This is a genomic window from Bacillus vallismortis (assembly GCF_040784915.1).
GTDB lineage: Bacteria > Bacillota > Bacilli > Bacillales > Bacillaceae > Bacillus > Bacillus subtilis_G.
The window spans coordinates 67,620-92,500 of the sequence record NZ_CP160797.1 but is presented as its reverse complement, the minus strand read 5'-3'; the positions used below and the strand labels follow the sequence as shown (position 1 = coordinate 92,500).

Here is a 24,881-nt window from a genome sequence, read left to right as displayed (position 1 = left end):
GGGCTGTTACCTTCTATGGCGGGCCTTTCCAGACCTCTTCATCTACCTCGTTCTTTTGTAACTCCGTACAGAGTGTCCTACAACCCCAAGAGGCAAGCCTCTTGGTTTGGGCTAATCCCGTTTCGCTCGCCGCTACTCAGGGAATCGCATTTGCTTTCTCTTCCTCCGGGTACTTAGATGTTTCAGTTCCCCGGGTCTGCCTTCTCATATCCTATGAATTCAGATATGGATACCACTCCATTACGAGTGGTGGGTTTCCCCATTCGGAAATCTCCGGATCAAAGCTTGCTTACAGCTCCCCGAAGCATATCGGTGTTCGTCCCGTCCTTCATCGGCTCCTAGTGCCAAGGCATCCACCGTGCGCCCTTTCTAACTTAACCGTTAAAAAGAATCACTATGTGATATCTTGTATTACTAATTGAATGTGATGTCTACTGTTATCTAGTTTTCAAAGAACAACGTATAGGACATGCTAACACATGCGTTCCCACAGATGTGGCGCATTTAGCAGGTGCTCCTATGTTTTTGAAGGAATGATCCTTCAAAACTAAACAAGACAGGGAACGTTCTGTTTATAAGACCCCAGGTCTTATATTCCGTAATATATCCTTAGAAAGGAGGTGATCCAGCCGCACCTTCCGATACGGCTACCTTGTTACGACTTCACCCCAATCATCTGTCCCACCTTCGGCGGCTGGCTCCTAAAAGGTTACCTCACCGACTTCGGGTGTTACAAACTCTCGTGGTGTGACGGGCGGTGTGTACAAGGCCCGGGAACGTATTCACCGCGGCATGCTGATCCGCGATTACTAGCGATTCCAGCTTCACGCAGTCGAGTTGCAGACTGCGATCCGAACTGAGAACAGATTTGTGGGATTGGCTTAACCTCGCGGTTTCGCTGCCCTTTGTTCTGTCCATTGTAGCACGTGTGTAGCCCAGGTCATAAGGGGCATGATGATTTGACGTCATCCCCACCTTCCTCCGGTTTGTCACCGGCAGTCACCTTAGAGTGCCCAACTGAATGCTGGCAACTAAGATCAAGGGTTGCGCTCGTTGCGGGACTTAACCCAACATCTCACGACACGAGCTGACGACAACCATGCACCACCTGTCACTCTGCCCCCGAAGGGGACGTCCTATCTCTAGGATTGTCAGAGGATGTCAAGACCTGGTAAGGTTCTTCGCGTTGCTTCGAATTAAACCACATGCTCCACCGCTTGTGCGGGCCCCCGTCAATTCCTTTGAGTTTCAGTCTTGCGACCGTACTCCCCAGGCGGAGTGCTTAATGCGTTAGCTGCAGCACTAAGGGGCGGAAACCCCCTAACACTTAGCACTCATCGTTTACGGCGTGGACTACCAGGGTATCTAATCCTGTTCGCTCCCCACGCTTTCGCTCCTCAGCGTCAGTTGCAGACCAGAGAGTCGCCTTCGCCACTGGTGTTCCTCCACATCTCTACGCATTTCACCGCTACACGTGGAATTCCACTCTCCTCTTCTGCACTCAAGTTCCCCAGTTTCCAATGACCCTCCCCGGTTGAGCCGGGGGCTTTCACATCAGACTTAAGAAACCGCCTGCGAGCCCTTTACGCCCAATAATTCCGGACAACGCTTGCCACCTACGTATTACCGCGGCTGCTGGCACGTAGTTAGCCGTGGCTTTCTGGTTAGGTACCGTCAAGGTACCGCCCTATTCGAACGGTACTTGTTCTTCCCTAACAACAGAGCTTTACGATCCGAAAACCTTCATCACTCACGCGGCGTTGCTCCGTCAGACTTTCGTCCATTGCGGAAGATTCCCTACTGCTGCCTCCCGTAGGAGTCTGGGCCGTGTCTCAGTCCCAGTGTGGCCGATCACCCTCTCAGGTCGGCTACGCATCGTTGCCTTGGTGAGCCGTTACCTCACCAACTAGCTAATGCGCCGCGGGTCCATCTGTAAGTGGTAGCCGAAGCCACCTTTTATGTTTGAACCATGCGGTTCAAACAAGCATCCGGTATTAGCCCCGGTTTCCCGGAGTTATCCCAGTCTTACAGGCAGGTTACCCACGTGTTACTCACCCGTCCGCCGCTAACATTAGGGAGCAAGCTCCCATCTGTCCGCTCGACTTGCATGTATTAGGCACGCCGCCAGCGTTCGTCCTGAGCCAGGATCAAACTCTCCGATAAAATGGATCACAGGTTAAGTCCACCGCATCCTGCGGTGACACCTGCGTGACCTGCGTTGTGCAGGCCTAGTTTGACTGACTACGCACATCGCTGTGCGATTTATAAAAAAATGAATTAACAGGTACGTTTTGTCTTGTTTAGTTTTCAAAGATCATTTTGTTCACTTCGTTTAAGCGACTTTATTATTATATCTCATTATCTCAGTGAAGTCAATAACTTTTTTTCAAAGTTTTTTTCGTTATCGCCTTGTTTAGCGGCAACGAATAATAATATACCACCTTGTAAATAATAGTGCAATAGTTTTTTTGAAGAAATACTTAAGAATTTAAAAAGAGCGGCATCCCTTAAATAGAGATGCCGCTCTTCTTTATTAACGCTGTCTCATTTGCGGGAATAACAGCACATCGCGAATAGAAGGTGCATTGGTCAGCAGCATAACCAGACGGTCAATACCGATGCCTAAACCTCCTGTTGGCGGCATACCGTATTCCAGAGCTTCAACAAAGTCTTCATCCATTAAATGAGCTTCATCGTTACCGGCTTCACGTTCTTTTAATTGCGCTTCAAAGCGCTCTCTTTGATCAATAGGATCGTTCAGCTCAGTAAACGCGTTTGCATGTTCACGGCCAACGATAAACAGTTCAAAACGGTCTGTGAAACGCGGGTCCTCAGGATTTTTCTTAGCAAGAGGAGAGATTTCTACAGGGTGTCCGTAGATAAACGTTGGCTGAATAAGCGTTTCTTCAATTTTTTGTTCGAAGAACTCGTTAATGATATGGCCTACTGTCATAGAATCTTTAATCTCTACGCCATGTTCTTTTGCATATTCACGCGCTTGTTCAACAGAAACCTCTTCCCAGAAATCAACGCCAGTCGCTTCTTTGACCGCATCAACCATGTGGATTCTTTTCCATTCCGGTTTAAGGTCGATTTGTTCTTCCCCGTATTGGATCGTAGTTGTTCCAAGCACTTCTTGGGCGATATGAGCAACGAGGTTTTCAGTTAAGCTCATGATATCTTTATAGTCCGCGTATGCTTCATATAACTCAATCATCGTGAATTCAGGGTTATGACGTGTAGAGACACCTTCATTACGGAAAACACGGCCGATTTCATATACTTTTTCTAATCCGCCGACAATCAAACGTTTTAGGTGCAATTCGATTGCGATGCGCATATAGAGCGGAATATCTAACGCATTGTGATGGGTGATAAACGGACGTGCAGAAGCGCCCCCAGGAATGCTGTGCATTGTTGGTGTTTCTACTTCTAAGTATCCGTGATCATCAAGGTATCTTCTCATAGCTTGAATGATCTTGCTTCGTGCGATGAACGTATGTTTGCTGTCTGGATTTACGATAAGGTCCAAGTAGCGCTGACGATAGCGCTGCTCAACATCTTTCAAACCATGGTATTTGTCAGGAAGCGGACGAAGCGCTTTTGTCAGCAATTCAAAAGAAGTTGCTTTAACAGACAATTCGCCTACATTTGTTTTGAAGACTTTTCCGGTCACGCCGATAAGATCACCGAGGTCAGAAGACTTGAAGACTTCGTATTGCTCGTCACCAACACTGTCTTTTCTTACGTAGATTTGGATTTGGCCTTCTAAGTCCTGAAGATGCGCAAAGCCGGCTTTTCCTTTGCCGCGTTTTGTCATCATACGGCCTGCGATTGTAACTTCAATCGCTTTTTCTTCCAACTCTTCTTTGGTTAGATCTTGATATGCCGAAATAACTTCCTGAGACTGATGAGTTCTCTCAAAACGTTCACCGAACGGATCAATGCCGTTATCTCTCAGCTGATTCATTTTATCGCGTCTGACTTGCAGCTGGTCGTTCAATTCTTCATGGTTTTGCTCTTCTTGACTCATTGTTATCACTCCATTACAGATATTGTTTCATGAAAGAAGCAGAAAAACTGCCAGCACAAAACTGGCAGTGAGCAGCAAATAGAGGTGAGTATTATCCTACTTTTGCGTCTTGAAGCTCTTTTGCCTCAACTTCAACAGTAAATGCATCTAAAAGCTGTACAAGCTCTTCTCTTGTCTCGCAATGATTGATTTCATTACGAACCTTTGCATTGCCTTTTACACCTTTTAGATACCAAGCAGCGTGTTTTCTCATTTCTCTTACCGCTACGTTTTCACCTTTTAAGTTAATCAGGCGGTCAAGGTGTAGTTTGCATACCGCCATTTTTTCGCGTACTTGCGGCTCTTCTTTTAATTCACCTGTTTCAAGGTATTGAACCGTACGGTAAATCATCCACGGATTGCCCAGTGCGGCCCGTCCAATCATGACACCGTCTACTCCTGTTTCCTCAAGCATACGCTTAGCATCTTGCGGCGTTTTGACATCTCCGTTTCCGATAACCGGAATCGATACTGATTGTTTTACTTCTTTGATGATGTCCCAGTTTGCCGTTCCTTCGTACATCTGCACCCTTGTCCGGCCGTGAAGCGCAACTGCTTTTCCGCCCGCACGTTCTACAGCTTGTGCGTTTTTTATTGCGTAAATGTGGTCTTCATCCCAGCCCATTCTCATTTTCACTGTAACTGGTTTATCAACCGCATCCACTACTGCAGAAACCATTTCGTAAATCTTATCAGGATCGAGAAGCCATTTCGCTCCCGCATCACATTTTGTAATTTTTGGTACAGGACATCCCATATTAATATCAATAATATCAGCAGTTGTGTTTTGGTCTACAAACTTTGCCGCTTCCACAAGGTTTTCCTTTTTTCCTCCGAAAATTTGAAGGCTGAGCGGTTTTTCACGTTCATCAATGTAAAGCATACCCATGGTTCTTGCATTGTTGTAAAGGATCGCTTTGTCACTGACCATTTCAGCGCATACCAATCCAGCACCGAATTCCTTTACAGTCAATCTGAATGCCGAGTTGCAGACACCAGCCATCGGGGCAAGCACAACACGGTTTTTCAATTCAATATCACCGATTTTAAACATTTTTAACCTCCCTTCATTTGTTATCTTTTTCTGGCGGCGCTAATTCGTCCGCGCTTATATTTAAAACACCTGCTGCACCTTGAATGATGGCAGCTGACGGCAATCGGTTTCCGCGTTCAATTTCGCCGAGAATAGAAACTGATATACCTAACGCTTTTGCAAATTCTTCTTGAGTATAACCTTTCAGCTTTCTGAATGCACGAATTCGTCTACCCCAGATTTCTGCTTCCATACTCTTACACCTTCTTGGTCTGTTTCCGCGCTTGTTGCCTCTTTTTCAACCTGCGGGCAAATTTCCACAAGCGGAGCAAGGACAAACATACGCTCATACATTCTCGGGTGCGGAACAATTAGTCGCTCTGTTTCAATATTTTCACGATTAAACAGCAAAATGTCAAGGTCTGCCGTCCGCGGTCCCCATCTCACTTCCCTTGTTCTGCCTAACTCATTTTCTATATGCTGCGTCAGTTCAAGAAGTTCAAAAGGGTTCAGCGACGTCTTGATTTCAACAGCCATATTCAAAAATTCATCTTGATCTTCGTATCCGACCGGGTCAGTTTCGTAAATAGAGGATACTTTAGTCACTGTCACCGCATCATGCTGGTGAAGCAATGCCACCGCTTGCCTTAAATACGTTTCTCTATCTCCAATATTAGACCCAAGCGCAATATAAGCTATGTTGTTCATGATTTTTTTCTCGTGATTTCAACCGCTACTGATTTATAGTGTCCGGGAATTGGCGGATCGGGTTTAATGACTTTCACAGTACATTGCTGCACCGGCTGAAATTTCTCAAGAACAGTTTCAGCAATACGTTCCGCCAGCGTTTCCACCAATTTGACAGGCTCCCCTTCTACGATATCTTTACATACGTGATAGAGCTCAGCATAGTTGATCGTTTGTTCAAGGTCGTCTGTTTGTCCTGCTTTGCTTAAATCCAGCTCAGCGGTTAAATCAACTTTAAACCGCTGACCAAGCTTATTTTCTTCTTTGAACACACCGTGATATCCATAAAACTCCATGCCTTCTACATAGACCTTATCCATGGTGCTCCCCTCCCTTATTCAGCATCGCGTCCATCATTTTCGCCATTCTGGCAATTTGTTTTACGTCATGGACCCTGACAATGTCACAGCCTTTTTGAATGCCGAGACACACAGTCGCACCTGTGCCCTCAGTCCGCTCCTCAGGCGGAAGATCCAGAACACGTCCGATGAATCTTTTTCGGGAGGTTGCCAAAAGCACCGGATACCCCAGTCCGCTGAAAATTTCGAGTTTGTTCATCACTGCCAAATTATCGTGATAGGTTTTCGCGAAACCGATTCCCGGATCAAGAATGATGTTCTTCTCCTCCACACCGGCCTCAACAGCGATTTTCACACTCTCCAATAAGTCCGATAGCATATCCGGTAATAAGTCATTGTAATTTTTCTCTGGTCGGTTATGCATGAGGACAATCGGAACATTGTGTTCAGCTGCAACAGAAGCCATCTTCGGATCATGTTTCGCTCCCCAAATATCATTGATGATGGATGCACCGGCTTTAACAGCTTCATCTGCGACAGAAGCCTTGTACGTATCTACAGAAATCGGCACGCCCAGTTCTTTTGTGATCCGCTCAATCACAGGAATCACTCTGGACATCTCCTCATCCTCTGACACATACTCGGCGCCGGGCCTTGTGGATTCTCCTCCGATATCAATGATATGGGCACCGTCCTCGATCATCTCTTTCGCGTGCATCAACGCCTTGTCCAAGCTGTCATATTTTCCGCCGTCCGAGAAAGAGTCAGGCGTTACGTTTAAAATACCCATTACCAGTGTCTTCTCTTTATATGATAAAGCGCTGGGCTTAGTGTGGATTACTTGTGTTTGGTCTATCGTTTGCCGCGCCATTCTCTTCCTCCCTTTTCATGAATCATGTTCTTTATTTCTTTTTTGTAAAGCGTTTGAAGAGCAGAGGCAGCTTCTCCGTTTTGGCCCGCATAGTTTACTTCTTCTATTTTAGTAAACGGGATGATTTCCAGAATCGAGTTTGTCATCCACGCTTCGTCAGCTGTCAAAAGAGCTTCCAGCTCGTATCGGCCCGTTTTAAGCTCCAGTCCTATTTTCTTTGCATTTTCAATGACAAAACGTCTCGTGACGCCGTCCAGAATACCTGTGTCAATTGACGGAGTGTAGATGCAGCTCCCTTTTCTCCAGAAAACATTCGATATGATGCCCTCCGCGACAGCTCCATCCTCCGTTAAGAAAATCCCTTCGATACGCGGATCATTTCCGATTTCCCTTTTCGCATACATATTATTTAAATAATGATGAGATTTTAACCGGAACGGCCCTTCTGGTGTGTTTCTGCGTATCGATAAAACCTTGCCTTCTTTTTGGAATGGAAGGCTTTCTGGTTTCAGCTGGTTCACAATGCATAAAACGGTTGGGTTATCGTAAGTCTGGGCAACAAAGCCTTTATCGCTGATTCCGGCTGATATGTTCAATCTGACGCGGGCATTGCCATCCCTGATATCATTCAGCCAAAGCAGCTTGTCCAGCATCTCAAGAATCTCATGCTTTGAAACAGTATATTCGATTTGCAGATCCTGAAGCGCACGCTCAAGCCTTTCTATATGCCAATCAAACAAAAATGGGCAGCCTTCGTAGAGCCTGAAGGTTTCGAAAACACCGATCCCATATAAAAATCCATGGTCAAAAGGAGAAAGAACTGCATCTTTCTCCTCTATATACCGGCCGTTAACATATATCATCACGCAATAACTTCCTTGCGGTATGTCTCAATGAAATTTCTGAGCATTTCTTTCCCAAAGGAGGTCATAATAGACTCCGGATGAAATTGCACACCCTCTATCGGGAGATCATTGTGGCGAATCGCCATGATTTCTCCTTCTTTCGTTCGGGCTGTTACTGTAAAACAGCTTGGCAGCGTCTCAGGTTTTACGATCAGCGAGTGATAACGAGTCGCGACAAGGGGGTTTTTCAAACCTCCAAAGATTGTCTTGCCGTCATGCTCGATATCCGAGGTTTTTCCGTGCATAAGCCGCTCTGCCCTCACCACGTCACCGCCAAACACTTGTGCGATGGACTGATGTCCGAGGCATACACCGAAAATGGGAATTTCCCCTGCAAAATGCTTAATTGCTTCAAGGCTGATTCCTGCCTCATCGGGGCTGCACGGTCCGGGTGAAATCATCAGAAAATCCGGAGACAGTTCGTCAATTTCTTCGATCGTGATGTCGTCATTGCGTTTCACAATCAGTTCTTCCCCAAGCTCGCCCAAATACTGCACCAAGTTGTACGTAAATGAATCGTAGTTATCAATCATTAAAATCATTTCTCCGCTCACCTCATCTGATTTTTGTCTCTGCTTTGCTCAGCTCTAACGCCTTTTGCATCGCAAAAGCTTTTTTGAATGATTCTCTGTATTCGTGCTTTGGAACAGAATCAATCACAACTCCTGCGCCGGACTGCATGAATGCCTGCCCTCCGGTTGCATAAATGGTTCGAATGACGATATTAAACTGCAGATCGTTGTTATATCCAAACCATCCTATAGATCCAGTATAAAGCCCGCGGCGTGTCGGCTCAAGCTCTTCTATAATTTCCATCGTTCTTACTTTGGGAGCACCTGTAATGGTTCCCCCGGGAAATACAGCATGAATAATATCCACAGCATCATATCCATCCTGCAGTTCACCTTGGACGTTAGACACAATGTGCATTACATGCGAGTATTTTTCAATGGCCATGAATTCATTTACGCGCACGGAGCCGTACCGTGATACTCTCCCCAAGTCATTTCGCTCAAGATCAACCAGCATGACATGTTCAGCGCGTTCTTTTTCATTGTGGATCAATTCGTTTACGAGCGCCTTGTCTTCTTCATCGGTTTCCCCTCTGGAACGAGTGCCTGCAATCGGTCTCGTCTCTAATAATTTGCCCTTTTTGCTGACAAGCAGTTCAGGTGATCCGCAAATGATTTGAAAATCAGGTGTTTCTAAATATGACATATAAGGAGAAGGATTTACTTCTCTCAGGGCTTTGTAAATTTGATATGGGTGGGCCGACATTGACTGTGACTGCCTAATTGATAGATTGACTTGAAACACATCTCCGCTGGCAATGTATTGTTTAATTTTCTCTACAGCTTGCGAGAATCCATCCTCGGTAAATGGCGCCGCGAAGGAACCGTCTGTTTCATGCTTCATCTCTCGCGAAGGGACAGCAGGAAGCTCAGCCAGCCACATTCGCTCCAGCTCAGATAACTTTACGTCCGCAGATTCGTGATCAGAACCATTAACATGAGTAATCAGCCACAGAGACTCTTCTTGATGGTCATAAACTGCTATATCATCAAAAACAAGAAAATAAATATCTGGCGTTTCCAAGTCATCTAGTGAGAGCATTTTAAAGTTTTCAATGTAACGTGCGTAATCATAGCTGAGAAACCCGATTGCCCCGCCTTGAAAATCTGGAAGCTCGTGATTTGTTTCTGTTTCCAGCGTTTTAAACCAGCTATGGAAGGCGCGTAATGGATCGCCTTCTTTAAACAGAATTTCATCTCCATGCTTAATCGTGGTAATCCCGTCTTTTCCTTTTACTGTCGCAATTGGATCAAGACCGGCTATACTGTATCTGCCGCCTCTTGCACTTTCAAGCAGCACATGCTGTTTTTTGGATCGCGCAAGTTTCTCAAATTGTTGTAAGAATGAATCTTTTTGAAAAGGTACTTTTTTGCCTGCCGGTCTGCGTTGTGCCATTTATATCATTCCTCTATTTTCTTTTTTGCTTGTTTTTTATTGTAAAGCAATCTTGTTAGTGAAAAAAGTGAATTTCTCTTCCAAGAATAACATTCGTCACAGACACGGCATATTTGATGCACGAATATAAAAAAAACTCCCGGCGGACCGGGAGTTTGGCTTTTTTAATCGAATTGATACAGCGGCGTGCTCAGATAACGTTCACCGTTACTTGGAATGACGGCCAATACTTTTTTGCCTTTTCCGAGTTTTTTCGCTACTTGAAGAGCAGCATAAATTGCCGCGCCTGATGAGATGCCTCCGAGAATTCCTTCTTCACGTGCAGCTCTGCGCGCATATTCGAATGCTTCTTCATTCTTCACAGGGAAGATTTCATCGTATACTTCTGTATTTAAGATGTCAGGCACAAATCCAGCTCCGATTCCCTGAATTTTATGAGGGCCTGGTTTTCCTCCTGAAAGCACGGGAGAGTCTGACGGTTCAACAGCGTAAATTTTGACGGAAGGGTATGCTTCCTTCAGAACTTCGCCAGCCCCTGTAATCGTTCCACCTGTACCGATACCGGCTACAAATGCATCAAGCTGATCATCACCAAATTGCTCAACGATTTCTTTACCCGTTGTTTGGCGGTGAATTTCTGGGTTAGAAGGATTATTGAACTGTTGCGGCACAAAGTATCCGTTCTTTTCAGCAAGCTCTTCAGCTTTCTTAATCGCGCCTTTCATGCCTTCCGCGCCAGGAGTCAGCACAAGCTCAGCACCGTATGCGCGAAGAAGGTTGCGGCGCTCCATGCTCATTGTATCAGGCATAACCAAAATGGCTTTTAATCCTTTAGCCGCAGCAACCATCGCAAGCCCGATTCCAGTATTTCCGCTTGTCGGTTCAATGATTGTGTCACCAGCTTTTAATTTCCCTTCTTTTTCAGCAGCTTCAATCATAGCTAAACCGATACGGTCTTTAACACTGCTTCCAGGGTTCATGTATTCAAGCTTTAGATATACATCTGCACTGTTTTCATCTGCAAGGCGATTTAATTTAACGATTGGCGTATTCCCGATTAATTCAGTAATGGAGTTTGCTACACGTACCATTCTCGACACCTCAATTTCCGACTATTTGTATTGGTATTATGTATATAATCTATCAATTTCAAAATTTTTTGTCAATCATTTAGTACTTTTTTCCCCATAAAACCAAGATACATCGGCTTCTTTCCAAAGCGTTTTGACTGTCGCTTTATCACCTAACTGATCCATTGCGATTTGCCGTCTGATCTGATCCTTCACTTCATCATATGAGAATGTTCTCGCCTTTAGTTTTTCTTTCAGCTGAATAACGGCATATCCATTACTGACCTTTATCGGTTCGTCAGACCATTCATCCTCTTTGAGTGTTTTTGCTTCTTCAATGTATGCTGACGGAATGTTGTCTGATGCTTCTGTGACAAAACCTAAATCTCCGCCGTATGGTGATGTGTATCTGTCTGTAGACCTTTCCGCCGCAACAGCTTCAAAGCTTGAGCCGCCTTTCAGTTCCTTCAGGACTTCTTTCGCTTCTTCTTCATCTTTTACAACAATGTGCCGAATTCGATACGAATCATCAAACTGATACAGTTCTTTATTTTTATTATAGAATGATTTCTTTTCTTTGTTTGAGATATCAATATCCTTTGTTAACAAGTCTTCAAGGAGGATATTATAACGAATTTGGTCTTTCCACTCTTTCTCTGTTGTACGTTCGTCTTCGTAAAAGGAATTGTTGACCGCTTTAATCAGCAAAAACTCCCCATCAATTTCACTTTTAGACACTTTGAGATTGTTCTTTTTGGCGAGCTGCTCAACGACTTGGACATTGATCATATCTTCAAGTGTCGATTTCCCATATTGATCTTCCATTTCTTTCAGCCATTCTTGTCTTGTCACACTTTTGCCTCCGACAGTCGCAATAGACTCATCGGATGGCGATGCACCGGCTTGGGATTTTGTCAGCGTATATGCAACGGCAATACAACAAGCCAACAGCGCCCCTAAAATAATGGTCCAGATTGTTCTTGATTTCAAACCTGCTTTCAGCCCCTTTTCTCAAATTCAAAAAACCCGCTAAAGAGCTTAGCGGGTAGTTTGGTCACGAAGCCCTTCCAGCTCTTCTTTTGTAAATAAGTACTTTTCATTACAAAAATGGCATACTGCTTCGGCTTGTCCATCTTCTTCTATCATATCTTGTATTTCTTTTTTGCCTAGTCCTAAAATGGCTGTTTCGAAACGTTCTTTTGAACAAGGACAATGGAATCTAACAGGCATCGTTTCCAAAATCTCAGGCTTCTCACCTAGGACTTCTTCTAATATTTCTTCTGGTGTAAGGCCTTTTTGGATGAGCTTAGAAATCGGCTCTACTTGGGATAGACGCTGTTCAATTTTTGTGATGGTTTCATCATCGGTTCCCGGCATAAGCTGAATAATAAAGCCGCCTGCCGCAAGAATGGTGTTGTCAGGATTCACGAGCACACCGACACCCACAGATGAAGGAACCTGCTCCGACGACACAAGATAGTAGGTGAAATCATCTCCCAATTCTCCTGAAACAATTTCTACTTGTCCTGTGAAAAACTCACGCAACCCTAAATCTTTTACGACACTTAACGTTCCGCTTGTTCCAACAGCACGTCTAACATCAAGCTTGCCTTGTTCATTTAAATCAAAATGAACTTGCGGGTTAGAGACATATGCTCTGACTTCTCCTTTTGCATTGGCATCAGCCACAATTGCTCCGATTGGACCTCCGCCCTCGACTTTCACAGTCAGCTTATCATCGCCCTTCAGCATAGCCCCGAGCATAAGAGAAGCTGTCATTGTTCGGCCCAGTGCAGCGGATGCTGTCGGCCACGTGCCATGTCGTCTTTGTCCCTCGTTTACCATATCAGTTGTTCTCGCTGCATAAGCGCGCACTTTTCCGTCATACGCAAGTGCTTTTATTAAATAATCCATTACAAAACCTCCTATACACTTCCTACGCGGTTTCGTTCATAAATCAATTCCAGTCCTTTTAGGGTTAGGAATGGATCAACGATATCTATGCAATCTGATTCATTTGCAATGAGCGACGCAAGGCCTCCTGTCGCAATGACCTTTGGTTCCTGTTTTGCCTGCCATTTTATTCGCTTGACGATTCCTTCCACTTGACCGACATAGCCAAATAAAATTCCAGATTGCATCGCGCTAACAGTGTTTTTTCCGATAATATTGTCAGGCCGGGTGATTTCGATACGTGGGAGCTTTGCCGCACGCGAGTAAAGCGCCTCTGTTGAAATCGTAATCCCAGGAGCAATCGCCCCGCCCATGTATTGTTTGTTTTCATCAATATAGCAATACGTTGTAGCAGTTCCAAAATCAACAACAATTAACGGATTGCCGTATAAGTGTATTGCAGCGACAGCATTTACGATTCTGTCTGCTCCCACTTCTTTCGGATTGTCATATTTTATATTTAAACCTGTCTTCATACCCGGACCGACAATTTGCGGTTCGATATGAAAGTATTTTGTGCACATTCTTTCTAATGCAAACATGATCGGCGGCACTACTGATGAAATAATAATGCCATCTATCTGTTCAAACATGAGCCCGGAATGCTCGAATAAGGAGCGCAAAATCATCCCAAACTCATCTTCTGTTTTATGCCTGCTTGTTTCTATACGCCAGTGATATTCTAATTCTCCATTATGGTATACACCAAGTACAGTATTGGTGTTCCCCACATCAATAACCAGTAACAACCTCTATCACCACTTTTGAATAGTTTCTCTGCATTACTTTTACAAACATTCTACAATACCTTACACGATCAGCGGCTCATTTGTAAACAAATCGAAACCAGAATTGGATGATTGTAAAAGCAGCTGCTGAGGCGAGATTTATATAAAAAAACTGCCAGCGTCAGCCGGCAGTTTTTAGAAAGAAAGCGAATTACTCTTTTGTATCGTCTTTCTTTTCGTCTGTTTTTGTCAGAATGTTTACTTTCACGTCATCGGTCTTCTCATCATCAGAGAAATTGCGTTCAGGCAATGATCCATGATCGACAAGGTGTTTGATTTGTTCAGCATCGAGTGTTTCAACTTTCAGAAGCGTTTGAGCAATCAATTCAAGCTTGTCACGATTTTCAGTCAGGATTTGTTTGGCGCGCTCATAACATTCTTTGATAATGCGCTGAATTTCCTGATCAATTTCGTAAGCGATTTGATCACTATAGTTTTGTTCGTTGTTGAAATCACGGCCTAAGAATACCTGGCCGCCCTGAGACTGTCCAAATTGCAACGGACCCAGTTTTTCTGACATACCGAATTCTGTAACCATTTTTCTTGCAATATTCGTCGCACGCTGGAAGTCATTGTGCGCTCCTGTGCTGACTTCACCGAAGATAATTTCTTCAGCTACACGTCCGCCCAAGAGGCCGACAATTTTATCAAGCAGCTCCGGCTTTGTCTGGAAGTAACGGTCTTCTCTTGGAAGCATAACCGCATAACCGCCAGCCTGGCCGCGGGGAACAATCGTTACTTTATGAACCATGTCAGCCTCATCTAAAACGAGTCCGATAACGGTGTGTCCGCCTTCGTGATAAGCCACGATGTTGCGTTCTTTCTTGGAGATGACGCGGCTTTTCTTAGCAGGTCCGGCAATCACACGGTCCGTCGCTTCGTCAATATCACGCGCATCGATTTTTTTCTTGTTTTGACGAGCAGCCACAAGAGCAGCTTCATTCAAGAGATTTTCCAAGTCAGCGCCTGAGAAGCCAGGTGTTCTCATGGCAATTGACTTCAGGTTAACCGTTTCATCCAGTGGTTTGTTTCTCGCATGGACTTTCAATACAGCTTCACGGCCAATGACATCTGGGCGGTCCACTGTGATTTGACGGTCAAAACGTCCCGGACGAAGTAAAGCTGGGTCCAAGATGTCCGCACGGTTCGTCGCAGCAATGATGATGATGCCTTCATTGGCGCTGAATCCGTCCATTTCAACAAGCAATTGGTTTAGCGTCTGTTCACGTTCATCGTGTCCGCCGCCGAGACCCGCTCCACGCTGGCGCCCAACTGCGTCGATTTCATCAATGAAGATCAAACAAGGCGCATTCTTTTTCGCATTTTCAAACAAGTCACGCACACGGGAAGCACCGACACCTACAAACATTTCAACGAAATCAGATCCGCTGATGCTGAAGAAAGGTACGCCAGCTTCACCTGCACAAGCTTTGGCAAGCAATGTTTTACCGGTACCCGGAGGTCCGACTAAAAGCACGCCTTTTGGTATTCTTGCGCCAACCTCGGCAAACTTGCGGGGATCTTTCAGAAAATCAACAACTTCAACGAGTTCTTGTTTTTCCTCGTCCGCCCCTGCAACGTCTTTAAATTTGACGCGTTTCTTTTCCTCTGTATACAGCTTCGCCTTACTCTTTCCAAAGTTCATGACACGGCTGCCGCCGCCTTGAGCCTGATTGAGCAGGAAGAAAAACAGGATAAAGATAATGACAAACGGGATGATGGTCGTCAGGAACGTCACCCATCCGCTTGTTTCTTGAGCGGGCTCAACCTTTACGTCTGTCTTTTTCAAAGCATTAAATATCTGGTCTGCTCCCTTTCCTTCAGGAACATGACTCAAGAAGTATTGATCTTTGTCGTAGTTTTTCAGCTGTCCTTTTACCTCATAAACACCTCTGACAGGCTGAACCGATACGCTATCAACTTTCCCGTCATCCAGATTTTTGATAAACGTACTGTACGACATATTTTCTGTTTTCGGATTTGAGGTCTGGAAGTAGCTCACAACCCCGATTACTACTAATAAAATAAGTAAATAAAAAATGGTATTACGGAAGACCCGATTCATTCCTTACCTCCTCCCACAGTAAGCACAACTATGTTCAATAGTACCATAGAAAAACATTCCAATACAAACAATAACCACCTCGGAAGCAGGATGCCGATCAGCTTTCATAAACTGCCGGTTTTAACACTCCGATATAAGGCAGATTGCGATAGCGCTCAGCATAATCAAGTCCGTAACCCACTACAAACGCGTCGGGGACTTCAAAGCCTACAAAGTCTGCTTTAATGTCCGCTTTTCTTCCACTCGGTTTATCCAAAAGGGTAACAATCTTAATTGATTTTGCTTTACGGTATCGGAAGAGCTCTACTAGATAACTTAAGGTTAACCCACTGTCGATGATATCTTCAATAATTAAGATGTCCCGGCCCTCTACAGATGTATCCAAATCTTTGATGATTTTTACTTCTCCAGAAGAAACCGTGGAATTTCCGTAGCTTGATACATCCATGAAATCCATTTCCAAATATGTATCAATATGCTTGATAAGATCCGCCATAAAAGGAAGCGCTCCTTTTAACACACCGATTGCCAGCGGAAATGTATCTTGATACTCGCTCGTTAAGCCTGCGCCTAACTCTTTTACTTTCTCTTGTATCTCTTCCTCTGAGATCAGTACTTTCTCGATATCATGTTTCATCATGATTTTGCTTGCCCCCTACACTTTTCATGCTGTCTATATTGTAATACAATGCGGTTGCTGTTTGGAATCACAAGATCTTCAAAAATTGATTTTTTCAAGCCCGGTATCCAGATAATTTCACCGCTTGCATCTGTCACAATCGGCCAGTTGTCTCTTTCTCGGAGAGGCAATTTCTTATCAATAAATATATCCTTTACCTTTTTCGAGCCGTTCATCCCTTTTAGTTTGATCCGGTCTCCAGCTTTTCTTGTCCGAATCGTTAAGGGAAATCGCACCTTTTTTTCACTTGTAATAAAAACAGCATTCCCATGTTCTTCAGGCGATTCCGCATAACGCTTTGCCTCTATCAGAAATCCATTGGGGAGCACTGCCGTTTCATCAGCAGCTCCGCTTATTTGGTATTCAAAGGGAACATTTTTGCACTGCCATTGTTCAAATGTAAACAAACATGTCTGATAAGATTTGACCACCCTCAATCCTTTCGGAAAATCCAATACTCCTGAAGGACTGCCCTTTTCCGCCCAATCGAGAAATTGCTGAATGTGATGAGCTGAAAAGGATGATGGAACGTTTTCATAAAGATAGTTTAATATTAGTTGAACTCCTCTTCTTTGTAAAGGCATCGGGAGGGCAAGCAATAGAGAGGTATTGATTTCAACTGATGTATTAGACTGGCTTGTGATTACTTTATTCATTTCGTCTTTCGTTAATGACTGTAAGAAATGCTCATCTTCCGTCAGTGCCTCGCTTACTTTCTGAAATCTTTTATGCACATCCGGGGACTCCTGTTTCAAAAACGGGAGCACTGTTTTTCTAAATCTGTTTCTTGTGTAGTCATCTTTGGCGTTGCTTTCATCCGTCCGGTAGCTCAAGCCGTTTTCACGGCAATATTGAAGGATCTCTTCCTTTGTAATGGTTAAGAACGGCCTGATGATCCGCCCCGTCGCAAAACGTCTGACCGGCTGCATTCCCGCAAGTCCCGCTCCAAGCGTGCCCTTAGCCAGTCTCATAAGCATCGTTTCAATCTGGTCATCACCATGATGCGCAAGCGCCAGATAGTCCGCTTGATACTTCGACATGATGTCCTCAAAAAACTGATAGCGGCAATCACGTGCTGCAGCCTGCTTATTAAGAGCTTTTTCCTGTGCATAGGCAGTTACATTGATTTGGGCTGTTTCGCACGCGAGCTGTTCAGCCTTGCAATAAGCTTGGACAAAACGCATGTCCTCCTCGGATTCAGCGCCCCTGAACCGATGGTCAACGTGGGCCGCAATCATATTCACTGAACGGCCGTATAACGTATGCAGCGCGTGAAGAAGAGCCATTGAGTCCGGACCGCCAGAAACGCCTACAATGATTGTCGCCCCTTTTAACGCAAGATTGTGTTTGTTAAAAAAATCTTTGACACTTTTCACAATGTCCTCCTCGCAATGAGCAGGTATTTTAAAGATATTCATATCCTATCACTTTCAATCCTTCCAAGCAAAGAAGAAGCATAGGCTTTGCAGATTGTTCCATTCAGATTAAGAAAAAGATAATGTAGGCGAAATAAAACGCTAAAACACTGATCACGATAAGCGTTGTTTCAAATAACCCTCCCGACTTAGCCGCTTTCTGTTTAGGGGTATATCGCGTCTTCGTTACTTTCCCTTGACGCGGTTTTTGCTGTCTTTGTCTTGTGACAGGCTGCGGCGGTGCTTTTGCAGCTTGTTTTCCCTGTACTGCCTTTTGCCCTGCATCGAGCATATCCTTCTTCATTTCTTCTGCGGATTGGTAATCTCCGTTCAATGCTGAAAAAAGCACTTTTTTGTACTTTTGCAGCAATGTGTTTCCTTCGATTAGAGACCTAAGCTGTTCCTTAGGCTGGTTTGTTTTCTTGAATTCTTTTTTATGCACGCTGTTGATCATAATCATGGCAACTGCGAACAGATCGTAGGAGGGCTCAGCTTTTCTTGTTCCATACCCCCAATAGCCCCTGTCGTAAAACTCGGTATACTCTTTTATCGCCCGGCCTTCCTTTGTTGTGCCGCCTACATCAATGCATCGGATTCTTGCGGGCGGACCGGTTACGATCAGATTATCAGGTTTAAGATCGCCGAATATCCATCCTTGCTGGTGAAGCACCGATAAGCTGGATAACAGCTGAATCATCAATACCGGTATCCATTCTGCTCCTTTATCACTGATATAATTCAAAAGCAGCGGCCCTTTTATGTATTCCATTGCATAAAATGAAACCTTTGTATTGGTACTGAGGATATAGGCATCATCTGTATCAAAAAAAGAAGGCCCCATCGTAACGGACTGGGCCTTTGAGAAAGATTTCAAGACATTCACTTCAGAAGTAATAGACAAGCTGTCATCACTCACCTTTAAGGCAACATGTCCATCTGATGCTTCTGCCAAATACACAATTCCATTGGCCCCTTTTCCAAGCTGTTTACGCAATGTATAAGCGTTTCCGTTCCACTTGCCTTTGATTGTCATACCCGGCTTAAGGCTACATGCCAAACTCGTCAAAGCGTCGTTCATCATCTGCCAGCATGCTCCTTCTTGAGCGAATTTTTTCAAACTGCAGTGTCGCTTCGCGTATCGCCGGACCTGTTGGGGTGATGCCCCCTGTAGACAGCTTTGCAAAGAGCGTGGAAAGAGATTGCAGCTTCGGTGTCCAGTTCAGCACAAGCTCAACCTCTTGGTTTTTCCCGGGAAATATACACATCGCAAATTCGTTATTCCCGATTCGGGAATTGAGGCTGACAGACAAATCAATCAACGCCTCTTTTACAGTTGGAAGCTTAGGCGCCATACTTGCACTTGTATCAACAAGAACCAAAACCTGAAGATGAACCGTTTCTCCAAGCTCGTCTACCACTTCCATGACTTCACCGCGTTTTTCCGGTGAAAGCTCCTCCATCTCCACATTCTTTCCGAGGATTTGTTTCAGCTCTTGATTGACTACACCTTGTAAGGTTTGCGTCATCGCTTTTTTTGTTACCATTTGCACGGTATGTGAAAGCTGAGATGCATAAACGACTTGATGCACGCCGCCTCCGGCAAGCGCAATCCCTTCGACTTCCTTCATCGCTTCAGGATCAATTTGGTTTTCTTCCATTATACCAATGACGTTTACCGTAATCCCCTGTTCTTTAGCATAAGCAGCCATTGCAAGCGGGTCTTCCCCATGATTCGAGCAGCCATCCGTTATCAGCAAAATTTGATTTAAATGTCCGTTATTCACATTCATTCCTCCATGGAGAATACGAGGATTCTCAGATTCATATATTCCCATCTTCGCCAGAAGAAATTTGATTTATACGAAAGCGTTATGAAATTTCTTGTTTGTTTTGAAAAATGGCCGGAACAGGAATGGATGCCCACTTCGGTGTATTGTGGTCAATCCGGACGACAACAACTGTCATATCATCCTCAATTTGGCCGGATCTCGTGCGAATGACTTCCTCCATGAGCAAATCGGCAATCTCCTGCGGGTCATCTGTTTTTAATCCCTTCATTTTGCGTTTCATCCATAAATCATGATTTTCCACATGCTTAGGGCCCTCAAAAATGCCGTCACTCATCATAATCAAGAGGTCGCCCGCTTTCAGCTGCTCACTCACAACCTCCACATCGAATTCATTAATAATACCGATTGGCAGATTGCTCGCTTGAACTTTCATTACCTGGTCGCCCCGTTTGATAAAGCTAGGCGTCGAACCGACCTTCAAAAATTTACAGCTGGCATCTTGAAGATCGATAATAGATAGGTCAAGCGTGGAATATATCTCGTCAGTTGTCCTTAGGGACAGTATGCTGTTGATCGTTTTAATTGCTATTTTTTCATCAATGCCGGATTCAAGGATTTTCTCAAGAAGCTTGATCGTTTCATTGCTTTCGAAGTGCGCCCTTGCACCATTGCCCATACCGTCACTAATTGCCGCAGCATATTTTCTGGCCCCAAGCTCTATCATGCTGTAGCTGTCGCCGGAGACAAGGCCGCCGCCCTTCGCAGCGTGAGCGGCACCTGTAGATACCCTGTATGATTTTGTTGATCCAAAGGCTACATGACTGTACACATTTGGATGCGGGGAGTGCTGTTCGGCTTTCACAAGAATTTGTTCTTCCAAAATATCAGAAAGCATAGGGGCAATAATTTTTTCACTTTCTCCATGTCCGCTGAACGGAATGGTCATTTCAATATCGATGTTTCCTTGCTCAAGACTATAGATCTCCACATGCTGAATCTCGATTCCGAAATGCTGAAGCGCCTCTATGATTTGTTCTTCCTGCAGAAAGTGCTGTTCTCGCTCTCTTTTTATTTCCCGAGAAAAGTCTGCCATGACTTCAGAAACACCTAAAAGCTGTTCAGCAACTAAACGTCTGCTGTCCTGCACTTTTTTCTTAAGTGTCAAATGGGCATGGTGATGTGCTAGTTCGTCCTCAATCAGCTCTTCAACCTGCTTTGATTTAGAACAATACTGATGAAACTCTTTTTTCAGCCTTCGGTTTGATGCATATTCTTTTTCTTCTGTTTCAAGCATAACTTGTTTCATTAAGTCATATGTTTTATCAAAGTTCTGTACCCAGCACCTGTTTTTCTTGTAACACGTCTGGCAGGAATGCTCTGTGATTTTGCTTAAAAACAGATCAACTTCGCTGTCATCTTCCGGTTCGTCTGATGCTTGATAAAAGGTGGCAAAGCTTTCAGACAGCGCATGGAATACATTGGAGAACTGGTCTACCTTTTGAGCAGTGACATCTCTGATTTTCCTTGCATATTGCTGCTGCTCCTGAAGATGCTCTACAGTTCCCGGAATATATCTCGCCACTTTCTTTGTAATTGATTGAGGTGTAAGCAAAAACAGGCCGACTGCGATTAATGACTCATAGAGTGTTGTCATCAGACCGGCAGAGCCTTCACCATATAAAGAAATAAGAAGTGATCCAACGATCAGCCCGATTGCTGCGCCCGCTTTTTTCCCTTCCTTCAGCAAACCGCCTAATAAACCGGAAAAAGCGAGCAGACTCATTTGATAGAGATTTCCGATATTCGCCAAACCAAGAATCAGACCTGTCACGACACCAACAGTACAGCCAATGCTTGCACCGCCAATAAAGGAAAAACTCAACACAACATAACGTGCCAATATATGTTCTGCCTGCATACCTTGGTAGGACAAGCCGGCAAGCCCTGTCAGAACGGAAGCAATTAGGATCATAAAGCAAATAATTTCTTCTATTTTCAATGATTGTTTAACTTTTTTCACGGTAAAAATCGGAAGGCTCTGAAGGAAAATCAGCGTCAAAATAAAGGATAGTCCAGCTTCAACCACAGCCATTACATAATCATAGGTTGTAAACACGCCATTTTGAGCGTACACAAATCCGGCTCTTGCTGCAGCCATGGAGAAAAACACGACAATCGGGAGTGCTTTCACGCGATCGTCGGTGATGAAGGCGGCCACTTTAGAACATACGAAGAATGCCAGCAAAGCCGCTAGTATGAGCAATGAGTGCTTCGGAGAAATGGTCAGCGCACCCGCAAGCACAGCCAGCACCGCATAAAGCGCCTTGTCTCTTCTGATAAGAAGCATCGCTCCAAAGAAAGGAAGTGCGAAAGGAAGCACCTCGGATAATATGAAAGCACGTCCAAGCAAAAATCCAATGACGACATAAATGAACCCTTTATAGAAAAACAGTGAATGCAAATGATGAGTCACTAGCTTCGCGCCCCTGTTAAAAAACGATTGGAGTTTTTCCAAAGCTTGTCCCGCCATTGGCCCGTTCACTCTTCTTTCTGCTTTTTCCATTCCTCTCATCTCCCACCTGTTATATTCGTTGCCTGTCATTATAGCGAAAGCACAGATAGGATTTTGTCAAAAGAAGGGAACAAGACCAAAGAAGTCTTCGACGGTTTCTGCCTAGATATTCGTTTATCAAAAGAATATCCGGAATGTTGTCTAAAAATGAAAAAAATCGGTTTCTGTATCAGAAACCGATTTTCTTAGGATGACCCGTACGGGATTCGAACCCGTGTTACCGCCGTGAAAGGGCGGTGTCTTAACCGCTTGACCAACGGGCCAAACAAATATGGTAGCGGCGGAGGGGATCGAACCCCCGACCTCACGGGTATGAACCGTACGCTCTAGCCAGCTGAGCTACACCGCCATATTGTTTTATGCTTCTAAGCACAAGTTATATAATACAAAGGTTTGTCCTTTTCGTCAACAGAAACTTTAATGTTATAATTTTCTGATTTTTAAAGCGGGGGCGAATTATAAAAAAGCATCCGTCGGGATGAACGGATGCTTCATTTATTTATAGAAAGCAGCAAGTTATCCTCTTCTTGCTCCGCGCCCTCCACGTTTTGATTCCGTATTGCGTTTTAAAGATGACAAGCGATCTTCGCTGTCTTTTAAAAACTTATTCATTTTCTGTTCAAAAGATTCTTTCGGACGGAAATCATTTCTAGGTCTGGCTTGCGGACGGTCTTTAGCTTTTTTAATAGATAAACCAATTTTCCCGTCTTTTTCAACGTTGATGACTTTCACTTCAACTTGGTCGCCGACTTTTAAGTGATCGTTAATGTCTTTGACATAGTTATCAGCTACCTCACTGATGTGAACGAGACCGGTTGAGCCTCCAGGCAATTCAACAAATGCTCCAAAATTTGTAATACCTGTAATTTTCCCTTGCAACTTGCTGCCAACTTCAATCGACATAAAAAAAGTGCTCCTCCTTAGGCTTATAAAAAGATCGTTTGCTTAATTATACCTAAATAAAAATTTAAGTGTCAACAAGGCTACTTGCTCTTCTTCTCCACATTGAAGATAATTTCTCCGTCTCCGGACATGAATAAGTCCCGTCTGGCAAGCTCTGTGACGTAATCCTCATCCTTCAATTTGGATATTTCTTCTTTTAAATCCTCTTGTTTTGTCTTTAAACTTTTTAGTTCTTTTTCAAGCTGTTCTTTCTTTTCTTCTTTTGCGCTAAGGGAAGATGTTTGGGACCATACAGAGCTCGCCAGCACTATTGCCGTCAGAAATACTAGGGCGCCGAATACAGTCAACCGCCTGTACAGCCCTTTGCGTCTTCTTTTCTTCAGCTGATTTTGCCGCTCTACCTGTTCTTTATAGTCATTTTGTATTTCAGTTATCGTTCGTTCCCTGGAAAAATTCAAACCAGACGGTCCTCCTTTCATCTCTTCAAAAAACGTGTAATGGTCGTTCTTATGGTTATCAATAGTTTCTTCTTCTTTTTAAGAAATCCTGCACCTTTTTCTAAATAACGTCTCATAGTTAGACGTATTTTTTCAGGAAGAAGTTTCAAACATTGTTTTGCGATAAAACGGATCGGAAAACACAGAACCATAAATATTTTATATAGACACAACAAAAGAAAAACGATTAGGCGGTATGTTTTCTTTAATAAAAACGCCGCTAGCCAAATAATCGCTCCGCATGTCCACAAAATAGGACGAAATAACACGTGCTGAATAAGTTTTTTGAAGAATTGATAAACAGAAACTGCAAGGTAAATGACGAATTTCAGTGTTTTTATATAGATTCGCTTGCAAAGGCTCTGATACGTCGCAATGCCCAGCAGAACCGCTAAAAAGATATACAGCCTGAATTCTCCCTCATTTACACTAAGCAAGACATAAAAGAAAAGCAGCCCCTGCACAATCCAGAAAAGAATATCATGAATAAATAATAGCCATCTGGCAGTTTTGGCACGAATGACAAAGAGCCGGTATGTATCAAGCGACGCGCTAAGCCAGAGACCCATACCGGACATCGCCAGCATTGTATAAAATTGTGTCGTCAGCGTCATTTAAACAACTTGCTAAAAAACCCTTTAGCTTTATCCCCTTGTTGTTCGTCTAAGTACACTAAATCAAATACCCTGCCTTTAATAGATACAATCCCTTTTTCCACATCTAAATTTTTCATCTGCAGGTTTTGGCCTCTGACTGAGAGCATTCCCATCACCGTTTCCAGCAGGAACTCTTCATTATCAAAGCTCTCCACATGCTTAACCCCTGAAATATCTAAATGCTTCCGGCCTTTCATTGTCACATCGTGCTGTTCCGGAACAGACGAAGAACCGTTTTGATCATAATATGAATTCATCTATTCAGCCCCCATATCCTCGATACTTTTAGCATTATTACTGCATTGTATGAGGCGGGGGATATTTTTAGAACAAGCCTATTCGCCGAGTTTTTCTTCTTTTAGAATCGTATACATGTTTGCAGCTTCTTCTTTTTTCGTCGTGTCCTTCAACTCATTTACTTGAACCGTTACAAGCTTTTGGCCGAAGCGGACCTTTAATTCATCTCCGGCTTTCACGTCAGAGCTTGCTTTTGCCTGGTTTCCGTTAATAGAGATTCGTCCTTGGTCAGCTACTTCCTTTGCTAGTGTACGTCGCTTAATCAGCCGTGATACTTTCAAAAATTTATCTAATCTCATAT

24 protein-coding genes, 2 tRNA genes and 2 rRNA genes (1 of these 28 only partly in view) are annotated in these 24,881 nt (G+C 44.0%); all 28 read right to left on the bottom strand.

Annotated elements, in window-relative coordinates; genetic code table 11:
* Nucleotides 1-380 (bottom strand): 23S ribosomal RNA (locus tag ABZM97_RS00490) (it extends 2,548 nt beyond the left edge of the window).
* A gap of 233 nt (nt 381-613) precedes the next feature.
* Nucleotides 614-2,163: ribosomal RNA gene (locus tag ABZM97_RS00485) — 16S ribosomal RNA — on the bottom strand.
* Together the 16S and 23S rRNA genes form the textbook arrangement of a ribosomal RNA operon.
* A 370-nt stretch (nt 2,164-2,533) precedes the next feature.
* Nucleotides 2,534-4,033, bottom strand: coding sequence for a lysine--tRNA ligase (gene lysS / locus ABZM97_RS00480; RefSeq protein ID WP_087991848.1), 1,500 nt, complete (start codon nt 4,031-4,033; stop codon nt 2,534-2,536).
* A gap of 91 nt (nt 4,034-4,124) precedes the next feature.
* The gene (dusB, locus tag ABZM97_RS00475; protein ID WP_087991849.1) at nt 4,125-5,126 is read right to left on the bottom strand and encodes a tRNA dihydrouridine synthase DusB; all 1,002 of its coding nucleotides are present in this window, start codon (nt 5,124-5,126) and stop codon (nt 4,125-4,127) included.
* A gap of 13 nt (nt 5,127-5,139) precedes the next feature.
* Complete coding sequence (locus tag ABZM97_RS00470) at nt 5,140-5,358, bottom strand: helix-turn-helix domain-containing protein (protein ID WP_202329161.1); 219 nt, start codon at nt 5,356-5,358, stop codon at nt 5,140-5,142.
* On the bottom strand, nt 5,310-5,813 hold the full coding sequence (folK, locus tag ABZM97_RS00465; RefSeq protein ID WP_289346287.1) for a 2-amino-4-hydroxy-6-hydroxymethyldihydropteridine diphosphokinase: 504 nt from the start codon (nt 5,811-5,813) through the stop codon (nt 5,310-5,312). Before folK ends, ABZM97_RS00470 begins: the two co-directional genes overlap by 49 nt.
* Nucleotides 5,810-6,172, bottom strand: coding sequence for a dihydroneopterin aldolase (gene folB / locus ABZM97_RS00460; RefSeq protein WP_087991852.1), 363 nt, complete (start codon nt 6,170-6,172; stop codon nt 5,810-5,812). The genes folK and folB overlap by 4 nt, the downstream gene beginning before the upstream one ends.
* Nucleotides 6,165-7,022 (bottom strand): dihydropteroate synthase, encoded by an 858-nt coding sequence (gene folP / locus ABZM97_RS00455; RefSeq protein ID WP_253268765.1) that lies wholly within the window; start codon nt 7,020-7,022, stop codon nt 6,165-6,167. The genes folB and folP overlap by 8 nt, the downstream gene beginning before the upstream one ends.
* Nucleotides 7,004-7,885, bottom strand: coding sequence for an aminodeoxychorismate lyase (gene pabC / locus ABZM97_RS00450; protein WP_087991854.1), 882 nt, complete (start codon nt 7,883-7,885; stop codon nt 7,004-7,006). The genes folP and pabC overlap by 19 nt, the downstream gene beginning before the upstream one ends.
* Entirely contained in the window at nt 7,885-8,469 is a 585-nt protein-coding gene (gene pabA, locus ABZM97_RS00445; RefSeq protein ID WP_087991855.1) for an aminodeoxychorismate/anthranilate synthase component II, read from the bottom strand. Before pabA ends, pabC begins: the two co-directional genes overlap by 1 nt.
* A gap of 13 nt (nt 8,470-8,482) precedes the next feature.
* The gene (locus ABZM97_RS00440; RefSeq protein ID WP_087991856.1) at nt 8,483-9,895 is read right to left on the bottom strand and encodes an anthranilate synthase component I family protein; all 1,413 of its coding nucleotides are present in this window, start codon (nt 9,893-9,895) and stop codon (nt 8,483-8,485) included.
* A 164-nt stretch (nt 9,896-10,059) separates the two neighbouring features.
* Nucleotides 10,060-10,986 (bottom strand): cysteine synthase A, encoded by a 927-nt coding sequence (gene cysK, locus ABZM97_RS00435; protein ID WP_087991857.1) that lies wholly within the window; start codon nt 10,984-10,986, stop codon nt 10,060-10,062.
* Between the two features lie 75 nt (nt 10,987-11,061).
* Nucleotides 11,062-11,955, bottom strand: a complete 894-nt coding sequence (locus tag ABZM97_RS00430; RefSeq protein WP_087991858.1) for a peptidyl-prolyl cis-trans isomerase — start codon at nt 11,953-11,955, stop codon at nt 11,062-11,064.
* 48 nt (nt 11,956-12,003) lie between these two features.
* Nucleotides 12,004-12,879 carry a redox-regulated molecular chaperone HslO gene (hslO, locus tag ABZM97_RS00425; RefSeq protein WP_148964471.1) on the bottom strand — a complete coding sequence of 292 codons (876 nt, stop codon included), beginning with the start codon at nt 12,877-12,879 and terminating at the stop codon, nt 12,004-12,006.
* Nucleotides 12,880-12,890: 11 nt separating this feature from the next.
* On the bottom strand, nt 12,891-13,667 hold the full coding sequence (locus ABZM97_RS00420) for a type III pantothenate kinase (protein WP_202329164.1): 777 nt from the start codon (nt 13,665-13,667) through the stop codon (nt 12,891-12,893).
* A 190-nt stretch (nt 13,668-13,857) separates the two neighbouring features.
* A complete protein-coding gene (gene ftsH, locus ABZM97_RS00415; RefSeq protein ID WP_087991861.1) occupies nt 13,858-15,771 on the bottom strand; it encodes an ATP-dependent zinc metalloprotease FtsH in 1,914 nt (637 codons plus the stop codon).
* A 97-nt stretch (nt 15,772-15,868) separates the two neighbouring features.
* Nucleotides 15,869-16,411, bottom strand: coding sequence for a hypoxanthine phosphoribosyltransferase (hpt, locus tag ABZM97_RS00410; protein ID WP_202329165.1), 543 nt, complete (start codon nt 16,409-16,411; stop codon nt 15,869-15,871).
* On the bottom strand, nt 16,408-17,826 hold the full coding sequence (gene tilS / locus ABZM97_RS00405; RefSeq protein WP_333516851.1) for a tRNA lysidine(34) synthetase TilS: 1,419 nt from the start codon (nt 17,824-17,826) through the stop codon (nt 16,408-16,410). The genes hpt and tilS overlap by 4 nt, the downstream gene beginning before the upstream one ends.
* A gap of 103 nt (nt 17,827-17,929) precedes the next feature.
* Nucleotides 17,930-18,946 carry a serine/threonine protein kinase PrkT gene (prkT, locus tag ABZM97_RS00400; RefSeq protein ID WP_367387122.1) on the bottom strand — a complete coding sequence of 339 codons (1,017 nt, stop codon included), beginning with the start codon at nt 18,944-18,946 and terminating at the stop codon, nt 17,930-17,932.
* The gene (locus ABZM97_RS00395; protein ID WP_087991864.1) at nt 18,912-19,649 is read right to left on the bottom strand and encodes a VWA domain-containing protein; all 738 of its coding nucleotides are present in this window, start codon (nt 19,647-19,649) and stop codon (nt 18,912-18,914) included. Before ABZM97_RS00395 ends, prkT begins: the two co-directional genes overlap by 35 nt.
* Nucleotides 19,650-19,734: 85 nt before the next feature.
* Complete coding sequence (gene spoIIE / locus ABZM97_RS00390; RefSeq protein ID WP_087991865.1) at nt 19,735-22,218, bottom strand: stage II sporulation protein E; 2,484 nt, start codon at nt 22,216-22,218, stop codon at nt 19,735-19,737.
* A gap of 200 nt (nt 22,219-22,418) precedes the next feature.
* Nucleotides 22,419-22,490 (bottom strand) — tRNA-Glu (locus ABZM97_RS00385).
* A gap of 9 nt (nt 22,491-22,499) precedes the next feature.
* Nucleotides 22,500-22,576 (bottom strand) — tRNA-Met (locus tag ABZM97_RS00380).
* A gap of 167 nt (nt 22,577-22,743) precedes the next feature.
* Complete coding sequence (locus ABZM97_RS00375; protein WP_003218379.1) at nt 22,744-23,130, bottom strand: S1 domain-containing RNA-binding protein; 387 nt, start codon at nt 23,128-23,130, stop codon at nt 22,744-22,746.
* Nucleotides 23,131-23,210: 80 nt separating this feature from the next.
* Nucleotides 23,211-23,588 (bottom strand): cell division protein DivIC, encoded by a 378-nt coding sequence (gene divIC, locus ABZM97_RS00370; protein WP_087991866.1) that lies wholly within the window; start codon nt 23,586-23,588, stop codon nt 23,211-23,213.
* Nucleotides 23,589-23,605: 17 nt separating this feature from the next.
* Nucleotides 23,606-24,241: a spore cortex biosynthesis protein YabQ gene (gene yabQ, locus ABZM97_RS00365; protein ID WP_367387121.1), complete on the bottom strand. Its 636-nt coding sequence runs from the start codon at nt 24,239-24,241 to the stop codon at nt 23,606-23,608.
* Nucleotides 24,238-24,540, bottom strand: coding sequence for a sporulation protein YabP (gene yabP / locus ABZM97_RS00360; RefSeq protein ID WP_087991868.1), 303 nt, complete (start codon nt 24,538-24,540; stop codon nt 24,238-24,240). Before yabP ends, yabQ begins: the two co-directional genes overlap by 4 nt.
* A gap of 78 nt (nt 24,541-24,618) precedes the next feature.
* Nucleotides 24,619-24,879: an RNA-binding S4 domain-containing protein gene (locus ABZM97_RS00355; protein WP_087991869.1), complete on the bottom strand. Its 261-nt coding sequence runs from the start codon at nt 24,877-24,879 to the stop codon at nt 24,619-24,621.
* Nucleotides 24,880-24,881 lie beyond the last annotated feature (2 nt).